This is a genomic window from Mycobacterium syngnathidarum, from assembly GCF_001942625.1.
In the GTDB taxonomy this organism is placed as follows: Bacteria; Actinomycetota; Actinomycetes; order Mycobacteriales; family Mycobacteriaceae; genus Mycobacterium; species Mycobacterium syngnathidarum.
The window spans coordinates 58,008-72,417 of record NZ_MLCL01000073.1; the positions used below are offsets into that span (position 1 = coordinate 58,008).

Here is a 14,410-nt window from a genome sequence, read left to right on the forward strand (position 1 = left end):
CACCGTTCCCCTGCCGGAGCACGACCCTGCAGTCACAATCGGCGAGCCGATGATGACGCTGGTACTGACGAGGCAGGAGCGATGAGGTACGACGCCAACGCCCGCCGCGTCGAACTCACGACCCGAAACCTGCAGGCGCTCAACGACAAGTTGGACGACCCCCGCAGCGCTCGTACCATCGGCTCCCCATGCGGCTTGGTGCGAGTACGTGCGGTAGAAGGCACCGACCGGACAGCGGCGCAAGCCGACGCCGGCGCGGTGGAAGGCATGGTGCTCGTCACCCGCGGCGAGCTCGCGGCGATGCTCTCTGGGCAGACGGTAATCGTCGGCGGGATCGAAGTCGTTCCGGTGCCCGACACCGCGCACTACACCGACCGCCCAGCGGGTGACGTGATCATGCCAAGCACCGGAGAACTCCGCCGCGGTGTGCTCGCGATGGCGCTCCGTCACATGTGCGAGGTATGCGATGTCGAGGAGGTGCTCACGCCAGACGAGGCATACGACGCAGGGTGGGACTACCCGCCGCGGCAAGGGCGCTTCGGCGTGATCAGTCCGCGCGTCTGTCCCGGTTGCCCGTCGACCGCCACGGTCTGGTGGGCGCTCACGTTGGACGGCTACACCCCGGAGATGCTGTCGGACCGGCAACGCGACGTGATAGCGCGCATCCTCGCGGAGCCGGCGTCGATCATGGTGAAGCAGCCGTGAACGATCCGGTCATCCCCGGAGATCGCCCCGGCTGGCTGGCAGGCACTGACCGACTGGTCGCCGATCTCGCCGAGGTGGAACCCACCGCCGAGGTACAGATGATCGACGCAACCATCCTAGGCCCGAAGACAATCTTCACCGCCAACACCGACGCAGGCCGCCTGCTGGTCTGGGCCACGCTTGCAGAGCTGGCGCACACCTGCGGCCGGTGCGGGACGGTGGAGCCCGAGCGGATCACCTGGTGCGTGAAATGCGGTGGGAACCAGCGATGAGCGGTCTCCGGTGGACCACCACCCGTGGTGTGAAATCGCGCCGCGGAACTGCGGTGCGGCTGACGTTGCGGATTGTGTAGCAGCGGATTTCGACGTCTCGTACCCGCTTGACCGACACGGCGCGGTCTTGCCTGCCGAGGACTGCGGCTATCGCACCATCACGAGGGTCGCCTGGCTGGACACCGCGAACAGGCACGGACTTCCTCAGTCGCTGCTCGCCGGCTACGTCTAGGGAACCGGAAGCTCAGCGTTCCTCGGCCGCCGGGCAAGGGCGGTTCCGGGACAACGATTCTCGGCGTGCGGACGAGGCACTCCACGCGGTCGCTGAGACGGTGTAGAGAGGCAACACTGTCGACGCCTACGCCGCGATGCTGCGCGGGCGGCCGCATTACCTCAAGCACCTCGGCCCGTCGTTCTTCACCAGGTTTCTCTACGCCGCAGACGCCCGTGACCGTCAACCTGGCCGAGCGCTGATCCCGGACCAGTTCGCGGCCGTGGCGCTGAAAGCGGTCGACGGTTGGGACATCTCACAGAACGGGCCGTGGGATCCATCCACCTACGCGAGGTGGATCGACCACGCACAGGGCATCACAACCGCCGAGGGCGTGCGTGCCGACGCGGTGGAGATGGCCTACTTCGCCGAGGGCCGAAAATCGCTGCGGGCCGATGATCGCCGCGGCGGCGCGCCTCAGATCAGGTGACCGTCCCAGACGCCCTGCCGACCAACGAGCCACAGCTGTGCGAGCAGGTACCGCCCCTCGGTGGTCGTCCGGTACGGGTTCACCCGCGGTCCGATTGCTCGCAGGCGGCCGGCCCCCTTTCCGTCCTCCCATGCCTGCCGTTGTTCTTCGGGAGTGGTCTCGACCCCGTTGACGGAGTTCCCCATCAGGGTGTCGACGAGAAGGTGCAGCCCGCCGATGACGGTCTTCAACACCTCGATGTAGTCGTTGGTGCCGTCGTCATCGAACTCGTTGTCCGGCATCGGGTTTCCTTCTGGTGTTGTCGACGGTCACGTAGGGCGGCAAGGGGCTGCACACCCAGATGGCACCGGACGTGGCTGGTTTCATACCTTCGGCAGGATCTCCAGCACGTCCCACTGGTCCTTCCACTGCGCGATGCGCGAGACGGGGATCGCGTGGTGGGTGCTTGCGTCGTTCTTGACGCGGTGGCCGCCGGAGTCCGCGAGGTACTTGCTGTGCGCGACGTGGATGTCGTTCTCCATCCACCACAGGGGCACAACGTAGAACTCCGGGTATGCCTTTCCGAGGTCGACGAGCACCCAATACTTCGTCTCGGCCTCGGGCGCCCTCCGCTTCTTGCCCCGCTTGGTGCTTGTCTGCCACGTGCCGGCCGTCTTCGTCTTGACCTGGATGCTGATCACGCGGTCGTGGTTGGCGTCGCTGGCCAGCAGGTCGATGTCGTGCATGTTCCCGGAGAACGTCACGGCGTAGCCGCCGCGGCGGTGGATCTCGGCGGCCACGAAGTGCTCCCCGGCTGCGCCGACCTGCTGGGTGGTCAGCTTTGGACGCTTGAACGCGGAGGTCATGCGCTGACCGTATCCCCGGCCACGGAACCTGCCGATGGTTCGGGCATCCCGCCGAGGCAGGCCCGCTCGACCGCAGCGCACTGCGCCCGCACCTCCGGCACCGTCGGCGACAGCTGGTAGGCGTGGTGGTGGCAGAAGCCGGTCAGCTGGTGCCAGGCGTCGATGAGCACGGGTCCGGCAGGGGTGGTGTCGAGCGACTTGAGCACCGCCAGCTTGGCTCTCGCGGTCCCGACGACCGCCCGGACACCGGTCAGCTCCGCGCAGCGGGCGTCGATCAGGTCCTCGACCGCCTGGCGCGCCAGGAACGCCGCGAGGCGGGCGGAGTTGCCGACAGCCGCACGATCGGGAGAGTTGAGGAGTTTGTCGGCCCGTGTGAGCAGTAGCTCGGCGTCGCTGGTCACTGACCCGCCACGATGTCACGGACGGTCTTGCGGAGGTCCTGGATGGTTCCGCGGTCGAGTTTGGCGCCGCGGTGGCTACCCGACGCGGAAATCGCCAACGTCGGGAACCTGTACGCCCGATACGACTTCCAGCCGGACACGTCTCCGTCTGCGGCCCCGGTCAGAGTGAGCGCCACCCGCCGCTGGGTGGTCTTCGCCTCTTCCCAAGCGGTGTCCGACTCGTGATAGACCGCACCGGTCTTGGCTTGTTCGCTGAAGTACCGCTGGTGGGCGGCCGCTTCGATCGCCATCCGGAACAGGCCTGGTGCCGCCTTCCGCTTGATCAGGTCGTCGATGTCGTCGTCGAGGATGAGGGCCTCGGCGTCGGCGACGTACCGGTCCGCGGGCAGGTCGTTCGGCTTCACCACGACCAGCGACCCCTGCTCCCGGGTGACGTCGAGCAGCTGGGCGGGCACCGAGCGTGCGCGGATCGCGGCCGGCAGCCTGTCGTCGTGTGAGAAGACGATCACCTGCCGGGTCTTGCCGAGCTCGACCAGGACGTCGAGGAACCCCGCGATCTTGGCCGGGTCCATGGCCTGGATCGGGTCGTCGAGCACCAGGAAGCGGAACGGGCTCGCCGGTGTGGTGGCGCGCGGGATGAACATGGCCAGCGCCAGCGCGTGCAGCTCCCCTTGGCTCATCACCGTCAGCGCACCGGTCGACACCCCGTCCACGGCACCGTCGACGACGACGTGGCGGCGCTTGGCCGCTCCTTCGAGGCTGATGCTGCCGATGTCGACGTTGCTCTCGTGCCGCATCCGGCCCCAGAACTCACCTGTCTGTTCCACCATCGGTGCCAGGCGCCGCTCCCGCAGCGTGTCGGCCGCCGCACGCAAGCACTTCAACGCCCGCTTGACCCGCTCAAGGCTGGCGTCGTCCTTGCGCGCCGCGGTCTCCAGCTCGACCCAGGAGACGATCGCCCCTGCGATGGGTGCCCACGCGTCCTCCAGACTGTCCGCGCGCTCCGCGGCTTCCTTGCGCAGCGCCGCGGCCGCCTCGTCGAGTTCCAAGGCGGCCAGCTCGACGTGGCCGGGCCGGTCGGCCAGGGTGTCCGGCGCCGTGCGCGCGCTCTTGAGCGCAGCAGCGAACGGCGCCAGCGCGACCAGGTCGACTCCCTCGACCGCGGCCACGTCGACGACCTCTCCGAAGAATGTGTCCGCCACCGACCGCGCCAGCCTTAGTCGCTGAGCCAGGGCCTGGTGCTTGGCGGTGCTCGCTTCGGCGGCCCGCAGGCGTTCCTCGGCCGCGGCGCGCCAATCGGCGTCGAGGGTCCCGGTCTCGCACACCGGGCAGGCCCCGTCGCCGGTGTCAGCGTGCAGGTGCAGAGCGTCGCGCAGCAGTGCCGCCCGTGAAGTCAGCGCCTTCACCGCGGAGTCGGCCCCGGCCGCGTGCGCGTCGATGGCCGCGCGCAGCTCCTCGGCGACCTCGGTGGCCTTGGCCGTCAGCGGAACTTCGAGCGCCGCGATCCTTCGAAGCTTCGCGATGGTGGCGGCCTGGTCGGTCGCTGTGCCCAACGTCGTCGTCTTGATCGCATCGAGGTCGTAGGGCACCCGCGCGGTGAGCTTCTTCACCTGTTCCGCGCGCGGGTCGGTGACATCGCTCAGGGAGTTGCGCAGACGGGTGCGGGCGTCGTTCGCCGTCTTGCGTGCCCCGCCCAGCTGCTTCTCGGCGTCCTTGAGCCGGACCTCGGCTGCGGCGGCGTCGTCGAGCCCGAGCAGCATGTCGAGCGCGTCGTACAGCGCGGCCTGTCCCTCTTCGAAGAGCCCGCCCAGTTCGTCGTAGGACATCAGCGGCCGGTGAGTCTTGAGCGGCTGCTCCCAGCCGAGCGCGGCGACCGTTTCCCGCTTCTGCCCCTTGATCTGTGACCAGCGTTCGGCCTCGTTCAGCTTGCAGCCCGGCGACCAGTCCACACCGACGGTGGCGACTGTCCCGGTGCGATCGTCGTCGGGTTCCATCGCGAAGTCGATCTTGATGGACGCCGGTTCGCCGGCGTGCAGGTTGCGCCACGACGTCTGCCAGTGCTGGCCCTTCTTGGCTTCCCACCGGTAGCTGGTGCCGGTGAGCGCGTACTCCAGCGCCTCGGCGAAGCTGGACTTGCCGGAGCCGTTGCGGCCGCTGATCACCGTGATGCCGCAGTAGGGGTTCACCTCCAAAGTGGCGAGCCCGCCGATGCCGCGGAACCCCGACACCGTGATGGAACGGAGGAAGGCGCGCAGCGGCGGCGGGGCGTCGATCGTCTCGACTTTCGGCCGCTCCGGTGCCGCCGCGTCCCCGCCGAGTTGATCGGCGAACTCGTCGTCGCCCCGCATCGCCGCTGCGACGAGGTACACGGTCTCGTCGTCCACCGACTCGTTGTCGGTCAGTAGTTCCCAGACCTCCGCCTCGACTGAACCGCCGAGCCCCACACCGTCCACTGTCACGTCCCCCTCACAACCGGATGTGCAACGCAGCTTCGCACACACCTCCGACGAAATTGTCGGGCGTGCAAATCAGTTCGGAAACACGCACTTCTTGTCGGACCAGCTATGTACCGTCACGTGCCGTGATCCAGGATGACTTCTTCGCCGGGAGCGCTGACTCGGGGCCGTGGGGCACCCCCACCGTCCACCTGCGCGTCGACCTCCTGGACCGGCTGCGGGCTGGCCCGGTACCCGGCTACGACGACCTGGACGTGGCGAGCGCCTTGACCGGCGTCGTCTGGGACGAGCTCAAGGCGTGCGGGACCGACGGTGCCACCCGCCTCGACGACAAACAGATCGCGCTCGCGCAGCGCGCCTTGAAAGCGACGCTGCACCGCATCGACATCGAGCTGGACTTCCCGTGGCGGAACTTCAAGGGCTTCAAGACCTACTGGATCAAGAACGACCGCACCGGCTCGTATCAGGCCCGCCGCGACCTGCTGGAGGATTTCTTCGGTCCGGTGCAGCGGAAGCTGGACAAACTCGAAGAGGCCCAGTTCCGGGAGGTGAACGCCGAGGCCGTCTCGCCGCACACGAAAACCGGGTGGCCGAAGGTAGATGCCGAGCTCACAGAGCTACGTCGCCGCTTCCGGACCGCGGCCACCACGCAGGACTACCGGGACACCGGCAACCGTGCTGTGGCGGTACTGGAGGCCATCAGCCGCAGCGTGTACGACCCCGCGGTCCACGTGCGCGAAGGGGAGACCCAGCTCTCGCCCGACAAGACGAAGCTGCGGATCAGCCGCTACGTCGAGGACTCCCTGGCAGGCAAGGACAACGAAGCGATCCGCGGCGTCGTGGTCAAGACGATCGAGCTGGCCCACAGCGTGAAGCACTCCGCGGAGCCCACTCGGCGGGACGCCGGGATCGCGGCAGACGCGGTGATCATGCTCGCGAACATCCTGCGCCGGGTGGACCAGTACTTCTGAGTCGGCACCGGCAGCGTCTGCGAGGACTAGGTGAGCTTGAAGAGGTTCGCCACGTCGCCGCCCTGCTTGAGTCGCCGGATCTGCTGGCGGTAGTCGTCCCGCCGCTGCGTCATGTGCGCACTAACTGGTTGCCCGGTGACGATGGCCCAGACCGCTGCGTTCAGCGCCATGCGCGCGAGGTAGACGGCGAAGTCGGCGATGGTGGCGCACGCTGCCTCGGATAGGACACCGCCGTGGATCGCGGCGTTCCTGGTCCGCCTGAGCCTCTCCACCCTGTTGCTGACGTGCTGCTTCTCCACGTCGAACGTCGTTCCGAGCACCGCGGAGTCGGTGAGGAACTGTTCCGTCTCCGCCAGCCGCCGGGCCAATGGGTGGTCGGCGTAGATCGTCTTGAGCGTGGACACGTGAGGCGGGGTCTTGAGCTTGTCGATGCGCTCGCCGTACCCCGTGTGCACCGTGATGTCCTCCCGGATGACTCCAAGTTCAGTCGGGGTCGCGGCGCCCGGAGACCGATCGGGCCGGAGTTGCACTGCCGTGTATACGTCGTTCACCACACGGTTGGCGAGCGCCTCGACGGTGTACCCGTCACCGAAGTACTCGACCGCGAAGTCATACCAGTTGCGACCAGGGGTCGGGGTCACCCAGGTGTTGGCGTGCTCGATCGCGCGGACCGCGGCCATGACGATCGCCTCGGGATCTGACCGCGGTGCATTATCGAGCCCCTTTTCGAGGCGCAGCACCTTCTGCAGCTCCTCGGCAGCCGCGGCCGTGATCACGTGGCCGTCTGCGGTCATCTCGCGCAGTCGGGTCGTGACGAAGTCGTTCTGGTAGAAGACGGGCTCGGGCTGCGGTTCCTTCGGTCCCCATTCGGCGGGTATCCAGGGCGGCGGTGCTCCGACTGCGAAGAGCAGGTGCCCGCCGAGCACTCGCCACATGCCGTCGGGTACGCCGACTACGGCGAGGACTGTGTCCAAGTAGGTCCGCGCGACGTCTGTGGCGCGATGGCGCTCGACGTTGCGGACCGCAACCCGTGCGTACACGAGCTGCGCTTCGAACTGGAACCCCCGGTAGTCGTTCACCTTGTCCGACAGTTGCAACTCGCTGATCTCGTCGGTAAGCAGCTCCTCCGGTACGACGGCGAGTGCGCGTGCCCGCTCGTAATCGGTGAGGGATCCGGCGAGGGTCTGCGCGTGGTAGAACGTGACGTCGCCATGGGTGACGCAGTCGACGGCGGGGATGAAGGCTGGGGAAATGCGGAACCAGACCACGTACTCCCCGGCGGGCGGCGGGCCTGTGACGATGCACCGCTCAGCGAGATCAGCGAGTTGGCTGTCGGTGAGCCCTGCACTGGCGTTCGGGTCGTACGGGCCGTTGTCGATCGGGTCGCCCACCATCTCCCGCGCGTATCGGACACCGCTCTCCGTGCCGAAGAGGACATCCACGGCGGACCCTACGGGGCTGCCGAAGCCCCGCCCCTGCTTGCGGTACTCGCTCAAGCCGATCACCGTGTCGCGTAGGTACCTGATCCGCTCGTATGGGTACACGGTGTGGTCGACGTTGCCGCACGCCACGACCAGATCCCGCCACGCTGCTACCAGTAGGTCGTCGTCTCCGAGGATTGCGGTGAGTGCCGCTGTCGCAGCGCCTACAACCGGCCGCTTGGTGTCGTCCAGGCCCAACTTTCCGTTTGGCTTCGTGAACAGGAGTCCGCCGGTGATCGTCTGGCGGATCGCCTGTCCCAGTCCGCCGATCAGCGCACCGAGTTCGGGTCCGATCCAGTCGAGCGAGTCGGCCAAGTCGGAGTCGATCGACCGCCAGTCGCGGATGTTGCCCCCGTCATGGGGCCGAGGGTCGGAACACGCTTCGGCGATCTCCGCCACGATCGCGGTCAGCGGCATGTGGCCGGAGGCGCAGGTGACCAACTCCTTCTGGTCGATGTGCTCGCGTAATTCCTCCATCCACCGATCGCGCTGCTCGAACATCGATCACACCATCCGAAGTGGTGTCGGCGACGTACACATGCCGGTGACTGTAAATCGCGCCGACGAAGCTGGTCGACGTTCACGCGGTGTCGCCGCGCCAGGAGCTGTCACCCCTGCCGCATACGCTCGACTGGTGGACCCGGAGCACCTCACGCTGAGCGGCATCGACACGTCGCGCCAACTTCGCACTGACGATGAACTTCTCCATTTGGTCATGGCGATTTACGGCTCCCGTCCCGAGGCGCAGGAGACCAACTGGCTGGAGTGGAAGAGCAGCCTCGACCTGACAAAGGCCCCTGGGAGGTTCGCCGTCGCGAAAGCCATCCTCGGGTTCGCGAACCGCTCCGTGGACGACGCCCTGCTCACCACCGGTGGCGTCGCGTACATGGTCGTGGGAGTGGAGCCCCGCGCGGCGCCGGGTGTCGTCGCGATCGACCACGCCGACCTCACCCCGGGGATCAAGATCTACGCGTCGACGCCCCGATTCACGCCGCGTTCCCTCCAATTCGCCGGTGTGGAAGTGCTCGTGGTCGTCGTCGAGCCTCCCCAGCCCGGGGACGCAATCCATACGCTGCAGAGGCAGTACGACAAGTTTGATGCGGGTGCGGTCTTCCACCGCGGTCCCGCACGCACGGCGCCGGCGGGTCCGAAGGAGATGGAGATGCTGCTCGAGCGTCACGCACAGGGTGCTCGGCAACCGGAGTTGGATCTGAAACTCCGATGCATCGCTGACCCGCTGTACCGGCTCAACATCGGTCGCGAGCAGGTAGAAGAGTGGTTGAGCCGACACGAGGTATACGTCCGCGCCACCAGCGGCGAACCGCCTCCACCGGCACCGATGCCTCCGGAGCCGTCGTCGGCCGGCGGCGGCTTGTCGTTGTCGAGCCTGTTTACCGGGAGTACGGGGCTGGGGTCACTCCACCGGCTCGTTGATTCCAACGCCGCCGCTGCGTTCGACCAGCGGGTGAAGACCTACCTTGCGAAGCTGGGTCGAGCACTTCCCAACCACGTGCTGCGGGCGATCGTGCGGGACGAGAACGCCAACGCCGTGTACTTCCAGGTGGGCAACGACACGGAGGATCCGGTTTCCGGAGTGCAGCTGACCGTTCGCGTCCCGAAGAACCGCGTGCTGGTCTACACGACTTCGCCGCGGGCCGGCCACTGGCCGGAGAAACCGAAGTGGCCGGACCATCTGGACCAATTCCGCCAGCAGCCCGCAGCGTGGGTCGGCGCCAGCGTGGAGGATCTCGTACCGATTCACAGCCGGTCAGGATCGGTGACCGAACTGGATGACTTGTTCGAGATCACGTGGGACGTCGGTGACCTTCGCCCCGGCGAGTGGTCGCGCGAACTCGACGCCACCATCGTTGCGGCCCTGACAGCGCCGGAGCGGCTCGACGTGGAGATAGTGGCGCGGTCGATGAATCGGCGGGGACAGGTGACTTCGACGGAGACGCTGGCGGTGTCGGCGGACGAGTGGACCATTGACGACTTCTACGCGGCGGAGCCGTACTAAGGCCTGACGGGCACCCGCCGTGTCACGTCCCGCAAGTTGGGCCGTGTCGCGACGGCGCCTCGCGTCGAGCAGGGGCGCCCGCGCTGTCGGTGGCCAGCCCTACGCTGCGCTGATGACGCGCAACCGCAATAGGTCCCGCAAGCCGAAGGCCGCAGCGCCAGCCGGCCCGCGACTGGCGCACGAACTGTTCTCCGAACTCAACGCCACCTTCTACGAGGACGACCCGAGCGAGTACCTGCTGACCAAGATCGAGGCCCTCACCTTGATGTTGGCGCCAGCCGAGGCCCTGGTGCCCGCGTACGAGTCCGAGCGGGTCGTGGGTGTCTCCCGCCGCGTCGGTGCGCCGGTTCCGTCGAAGGAGGCTCGCGACCGCTACGTGCGCACCGAGTGCGTCCTCGTCCTGCACCACGCCTGCGAGATGCTGCTGCGGCTGTTCTTCGCGCACGTCGACAAGCAGGACTGCCCGTGGCTCGGGATGGCAGCGTCGGTCAGCTTCGCCGAGTTCAAGGGGAAGGTCAGCGCCGCCCTGCAGGCCGGGTTCGACCGCGACGACGTGAAGCAGGTGTTCCTCGGGGGTACGGACCCCGCCAAGGCGGCCCTCAACGCGGAGGACGGCGAGTTCGAAGGCACGGTCACCGCGTGGCAGCTGCTCCTGGAGACCGCCGCCGACACGGTTTTGTCCGAGTCGTTCTTGTACAACGCGGCCAAGCATGGCCTCACCGTGGTGCACACCGACGAGAGCACTCAGATGGTGTTCACCCCGCCAGGTGGTGGTGACCCGATCCCGCTGGTGGCGGGTTCGCAGTTCGCCTACCTGCACAAGCCCCAGACACCGGGTGCGAAGGGCGGAACGGAGTGGTGGGTGTCGCTGACCCGCACGCTCCCGGATCAGGACATCGAAGTGTCCTTCCTGATCCAGCAGGCGGTGTCGTCGCTGTGGAATGTCGCCCGGCGTCGCTACACGGGGCAGGCCGGCGAGGTGTCGATCGTCGCTGCCCAGAAGGTGCGAGACGCCGTCCACGGCCCGGTTGCGGCTGAGGGAGCCCACGTGCGCACGCTCGTACACGAGTTGGTAAAGAAGGACGCCAACGACAATTTCGGGGGCATCGACATGCACATGTCGGGGCCTGGCCTCCCCTCCGAGGACGCGTGGAACCCCGAATCGCCCGATGAAGCGCCGGCACCGCGGCGTGTTGTTCTCCCGGTGCGGCAGCAGGACCAGCGAATAGTCAGCACGTCCAGTCGGAAACTGCTGCCGTTCGCGCCGAACTGGTCGTCGCGGGTGTGAGGGGGTCGGAGGGGTGCTGCACACTCATAGCGGCATGGGTCTTCGCCTCCCGGGGACTGTCACACCCGCCGCGTATGGTCATCGTGTGAGTCCCTCCACCGGTTCGAAACGACGACGCGGCGACGTCCGCCAGGGCGGACTCGAAACCCGCTTCGACGCCACGTTCGTCGCACAGCTTGCGTTGCGCGAGAAGCAAGTCCAGCAGTCGTACCGGCCGATCATCCAGATCCACAAGTGGTTCGCCCGGCGCCCGGGATCTGTTTTCCGGTCCTTGCTGCACGCCGAGTTCGATGACCGACCGCTGGCCGAGGCCTACACCTTGCCGCACGACCTCACCGGCATCGTTGCCGACCCGTTCATGGGTGGCGGTACCACTGTGTACGAGGCCGCGCGGATGGGGCTAAGTGTCGTCGGCTGTGACGTGAACCCGATGTCCTACTGGACGGTGCGCCAAGGTGTAGCTCCGTTGGACCTCGACGCGTTCCAGTGCGAGGCGGACCGAGTGATTGCGGAGGTTCGGGACGAACTCGGTGACCTGTACCAGACGAAGTGCCAGGAGTGCGCTGGGAACGCGCAGGTGAAGTACTTCCACCTCGTCAAGCAGTGTGGCTGCCCGGCCTGCGGCGAAACCGTCGATCTGCTGCCTGGGCTGCGGCTTGCGGAAGCTGTGCGGCACCCCCGCGAGGTGTACCACTGCCCGGACTGCGACGCGCTGCGCGAGATCCCGGAGACGAAGACGCCGCGGTGTCCCGAGTGCGATTACGACCTCTCTCGCCGGCCGACTACACGCGGCACGGCGACGTGCCACCACTGCGGCGAGCAGTTCAAGTTCGCGCCCCGGCTGGGAGCCCCGCCGCGGCACCGGCTGTACGGGATCGAGTACCACTGCGAGCACTGCTACAGGGACGTGCAGGGCCGGCAGTTCAAGACGCCGGACGCACAGGATCACGCGCGCATCAAACGTGCGGCGAAGCTGCTCCGAGCCACTAGAGATAGTCTGCTGATCCCCGACGATGCCATACCGGCGGGCGACGAGACCAGTCGCCTTCACCGCTGGGGATACCACCACTGGAACGAGATGTTCAGCGATCGGCAGCTGCTGGGGCTCGGCACTCTGATGAAGCGCATCGCCGAGGTGCACGACGCCGAGGTGCGGTACGCCCTTGCGACGGTGTTCAGCGACTTCCTGCGGTACCAGAACCTGTTGTGCCGCTACGACACCTACGCGCTCAAGTGCCAGGACGTGTTCGCGGTGCACGGCTTCCCAGTGGCGCTGCTCGCGTGCGAGAACAGCTTGCTCGGCATCCCGAAGGTGGGCTCCGGCTCGTTCGTCCACTTCGTCGCCAAGTACGTGAAGGCCAAGCAGTACGCCAAGGACCCGTACGAGGTGATCTACGAGGGCAAGAGGAAGGTGATCCACCCGGTCGCCGGGGAGTCGATCGAGACGCCGCTGATCGAGTCGGAGCCGGAGTCCCGACCACAAGCGGCATGGCTGTCGAGCGCACCTTCGCAGAAGTTGGTGCTGCGCGCGAACTCGTTGGACGGGGTGTTCACCGACCCCCCATACTTCGACAACGTCCAGTACGCCGAGCTGATGGACTTTTGCTACGTCTGGCTGCGCAAGTTCATGGGCGCACACGCCCAGTTCGCGCCGGAGACGACGCGGACCGACGACGAGCTGACTGGCAACGTCACGCTGCTGCGGGGGCTGCGGGAGTTCACCGCAGGCCTCAGCGAGGTGTTCTGCCAGATGGCTTCGGCACTCAAACCCGGTGCGCCGCTGGTGTTCACGTACCACCATAACGACCCGCAGGCGTACGTGCCGCTCATCGTTGCGATCCTCGACGCGGGGCTCACCTGCACCCGGGTCCTGGTGACTCCGGGCGAGATGTCGGCGTCGCTGCACATCGCCGGAACCAAGTCGTCGATCCTCGACTCGGTGTTCGTGTGCCGGCGCCCTCCTGCTAACTTCACCGTCTCCCGGCCTACCATCGCGCAGCTGGTTAGCACTGACGTCGAGGCGATGCGGGGAGTGCCGTACGAGCCGACTGCCGGCGACATCGCGTGCCTCACCGCCGGGCACCTGGCCGCCGCGACGATTCGGCGTCTGCGGGACACCTGGCCCGCGGACGAGCCCTTGGAGCAGCGGTTCGAAGCCGCCGCGGCCGCCGTAGCCGCCATCCGAGACGAACTGGAGCCGATCACCCTATGACAGTGCGCCCCTACCAGCTCAGCGCCGATGAACTGCAGGCCAATCTCGACAACCTGGTGCAGGCGACGTTCGACGACCTCACCTCACAGTTCATGCTCCTGCCGAGAGGAGCGACGTTCCTCGAATACGCCGACTTCCAGAAGGGGTACGAGGCGCTGCGCCTGTGCACCGGCGGGTTCAAGACACTCACCGTCGACCGGTGCTGGGATGCGGTTCGCAAGAATGCAGTAGCTGGGATCGTTCTGCGGGCGATCATCGGCGTGACGCCGCCCGAGTGGCAGGACCTCGCCAAGGAGGAAACCGGCGAGAGCTTCCCTAACAACTGGGCGCGTGGGCTCGACAAGCACATGCGGACCGATCACAACTACTTCCACACCCGCGGCGGGACATCGACCATCACGGTCACGAGGACCGCGGCGCTGTTCACCGCGGCATGTAAGGCCATCGGTGACGGGGCGGCGGAAGCACCCGAGGGAATGATCCACCGCCTTGACAAGATCGACACGAAGGAGGGGCTGGACTCGGTTCGCTACGTCGCCGAGCAGCATGTTCCGTACGCGGTGCTGCTCTATGAACGCTACTTGGGTCGGCCATTCTCCAGTCACCGCGACGGAGTGTCGGAACTGGTCGGCGACGTGATGGAGAACGCGATCGAGGATGTGCTCGCCGCCGCGCACATCCCGTTCCGCAAAACCAAGCGCGCCGAGCGGGTGCCCGGCTTCGATCAGGCGCCCGACTTCTTCACGCCCGACGAACTGGCGCCCACGGTGATCATCGAGGCGAAAATTACGGGCGATGACGGCACCGCTCGCGACAAGGTGACCCGCATCCTGCGGCTGGCGACAATGCGCGACGACCGTGAGCGGGCGGGTAAACCGGCGTTCGAGGTGGTCGCTTGCATCGACGGCCGCGGCTTTGGGGTCCGCCGGGAAGACATTGGTCAGCTTATCGTGGCGACGCGCGGAAAGGTGTTCACCGCGAACACGCTGCACGACTTGATCAAGTACACGGGGCTGTCGGAGTTCGCGCCCCCGACGCCTCACGTAGCGGTTAGCTGAGTC

12 protein-coding genes and 1 pseudogene are annotated in these 14,410 nt (G+C 67.0%); 8 read left to right on the forward strand and 5 right to left on the reverse strand.

The annotated features are described in order from the left end of the window. Window positions 1–81 precede the first annotated feature (81 nt). From BKG60_RS32535 to BKG60_RS19060, 3 genes and pseudogenes are all read left to right on the forward strand, one after another. Window positions 82–705 (forward strand): hypothetical protein, encoded by a 624-nt coding sequence (locus BKG60_RS32535; protein ID WP_235624419.1) that lies wholly within the window; start codon window positions 82–84, stop codon window positions 703–705. Continuing rightward, a complete protein-coding gene (locus BKG60_RS19050) occupies window positions 702–977 on the forward strand; it encodes a hypothetical protein (protein WP_052773175.1) in 276 nt (91 codons plus the stop codon). Before BKG60_RS32535 ends, BKG60_RS19050 begins: the two co-directional genes overlap by 4 nt. 359 nt (window positions 978–1,336) lie before the next feature. Next, window positions 1,337–1,678, forward strand: a pseudogene (locus BKG60_RS19060) (8-oxoguanine DNA glycosylase OGG fold protein); the annotation flags it as partial. On the opposite strand, the gene BKG60_RS19065 reads toward BKG60_RS19060, so the two are convergent. The 4 genes from BKG60_RS19065 to BKG60_RS19080 all read right to left on the reverse strand — a co-directional run bounded on the left by BKG60_RS19065 (window position 1,666) and on the right by BKG60_RS19080 (window position 5,383). Beyond that, a complete protein-coding gene (locus tag BKG60_RS19065) occupies window positions 1,666–1,959 on the reverse strand; it encodes a hypothetical protein (protein WP_047036538.1) in 294 nt (97 codons plus the stop codon). The pseudogene BKG60_RS19060 and the gene BKG60_RS19065 sit on opposite strands and share 13 nt — an antisense overlap. Before the next feature lie 81 nt (window positions 1,960–2,040). After that, window positions 2,041–2,523 carry a hypothetical protein gene (locus BKG60_RS19070; protein WP_052773176.1) on the reverse strand — a complete coding sequence of 161 codons (483 nt, stop codon included), beginning with the start codon at window positions 2,521–2,523 and terminating at the stop codon, window positions 2,041–2,043. Next, window positions 2,520–2,924: a hypothetical protein gene (locus BKG60_RS19075; RefSeq protein WP_047036539.1), complete on the reverse strand. Its 405-nt coding sequence runs from the start codon at window positions 2,922–2,924 to the stop codon at window positions 2,520–2,522. Before BKG60_RS19075 ends, BKG60_RS19070 begins: the two co-directional genes overlap by 4 nt. Next, the gene (locus BKG60_RS19080) at window positions 2,921–5,383 is read right to left on the reverse strand and encodes an ATP-binding protein (protein ID WP_235624420.1); all 2,463 of its coding nucleotides are present in this window, start codon (window positions 5,381–5,383) and stop codon (window positions 2,921–2,923) included. Before BKG60_RS19080 ends, BKG60_RS19075 begins: the two co-directional genes overlap by 4 nt. 122 nt (window positions 5,384–5,505) lie before the next feature. On the opposite strand from BKG60_RS19080, the gene BKG60_RS19085 reads away from it, so the two are divergent. Continuing rightward, on the forward strand, window positions 5,506–6,351 hold the full coding sequence (locus tag BKG60_RS19085; protein ID WP_052773177.1) for a hypothetical protein: 846 nt from the start codon (window positions 5,506–5,508) through the stop codon (window positions 6,349–6,351). Window positions 6,352–6,377: 26 nt separating this feature from the next. Here the strand turns inward: BKG60_RS19085 and BKG60_RS32540 are convergent, their stop codons facing one another. Continuing rightward, window positions 6,378–8,333, reverse strand: a complete 1,956-nt coding sequence (locus BKG60_RS32540) for a hypothetical protein (protein WP_235624421.1) — start codon at window positions 8,331–8,333, stop codon at window positions 6,378–6,380. Window positions 8,334–8,466: 133 nt separating this feature from the next. Between BKG60_RS32540 and BKG60_RS19095 the strand changes: the two genes are divergently transcribed. The 4 genes from BKG60_RS19095 (at window position 8,467) to BKG60_RS19110 (ending at window position 14,407) form a co-directional block, all read left to right on the forward strand. Continuing rightward, the gene (locus tag BKG60_RS19095) at window positions 8,467–9,849 is read left to right on the forward strand and encodes a hypothetical protein (RefSeq protein WP_047036544.1); all 1,383 of its coding nucleotides are present in this window, start codon (window positions 8,467–8,469) and stop codon (window positions 9,847–9,849) included. Between the two features lie 112 nt (window positions 9,850–9,961). After that, a complete protein-coding gene (locus tag BKG60_RS19100) occupies window positions 9,962–11,137 on the forward strand; it encodes a hypothetical protein (RefSeq protein ID WP_047036545.1) in 1,176 nt (391 codons plus the stop codon). Window positions 11,138–11,222: 85 nt separating this feature from the next. Beyond that, entirely contained in the window at window positions 11,223–13,349 is a 2,127-nt protein-coding gene (locus BKG60_RS19105; RefSeq protein ID WP_052773178.1) for a DUF1156 domain-containing protein, read from the forward strand. Window positions 13,350–13,405: 56 nt separating this feature from the next. Then, a complete protein-coding gene (locus BKG60_RS19110; RefSeq protein WP_207553887.1) occupies window positions 13,406–14,407 on the forward strand; it encodes a hypothetical protein in 1,002 nt (333 codons plus the stop codon). Window positions 14,408–14,410 lie beyond the last annotated feature (3 nt).

What these genes read in the sequence shown, in the direction of transcription:
- BKG60_RS32535 (WP_235624419.1), top strand. Translation starts at nt 82, where the DNA reads ATGAGGTACGACGCCAACGCCCGCCGCGTCGAACTCACGACCCGAAAC.
- BKG60_RS19065 (WP_047036538.1), bottom strand. Translation starts at nt 1,959, where the DNA reads ATGCCGGACAACGAGTTCGATGACGACGGCACCAACGACTACATCGAG.
- BKG60_RS19070 (WP_052773176.1), bottom strand. Translation starts at nt 2,523, where the DNA reads ATGACCTCCGCGTTCAAGCGTCCAAAGCTGACCACCCAGCAGGTCGGC.
- BKG60_RS32540 (WP_235624421.1), bottom strand. Translation starts at nt 8,333, where the DNA reads ATGTTCGAGCAGCGCGATCGGTGGATGGAGGAATTACGCGAGCACATC.
- BKG60_RS19100 (WP_047036545.1), top strand. Translation starts at nt 9,962, where the DNA reads ATGACGCGCAACCGCAATAGGTCCCGCAAGCCGAAGGCCGCAGCGCCA.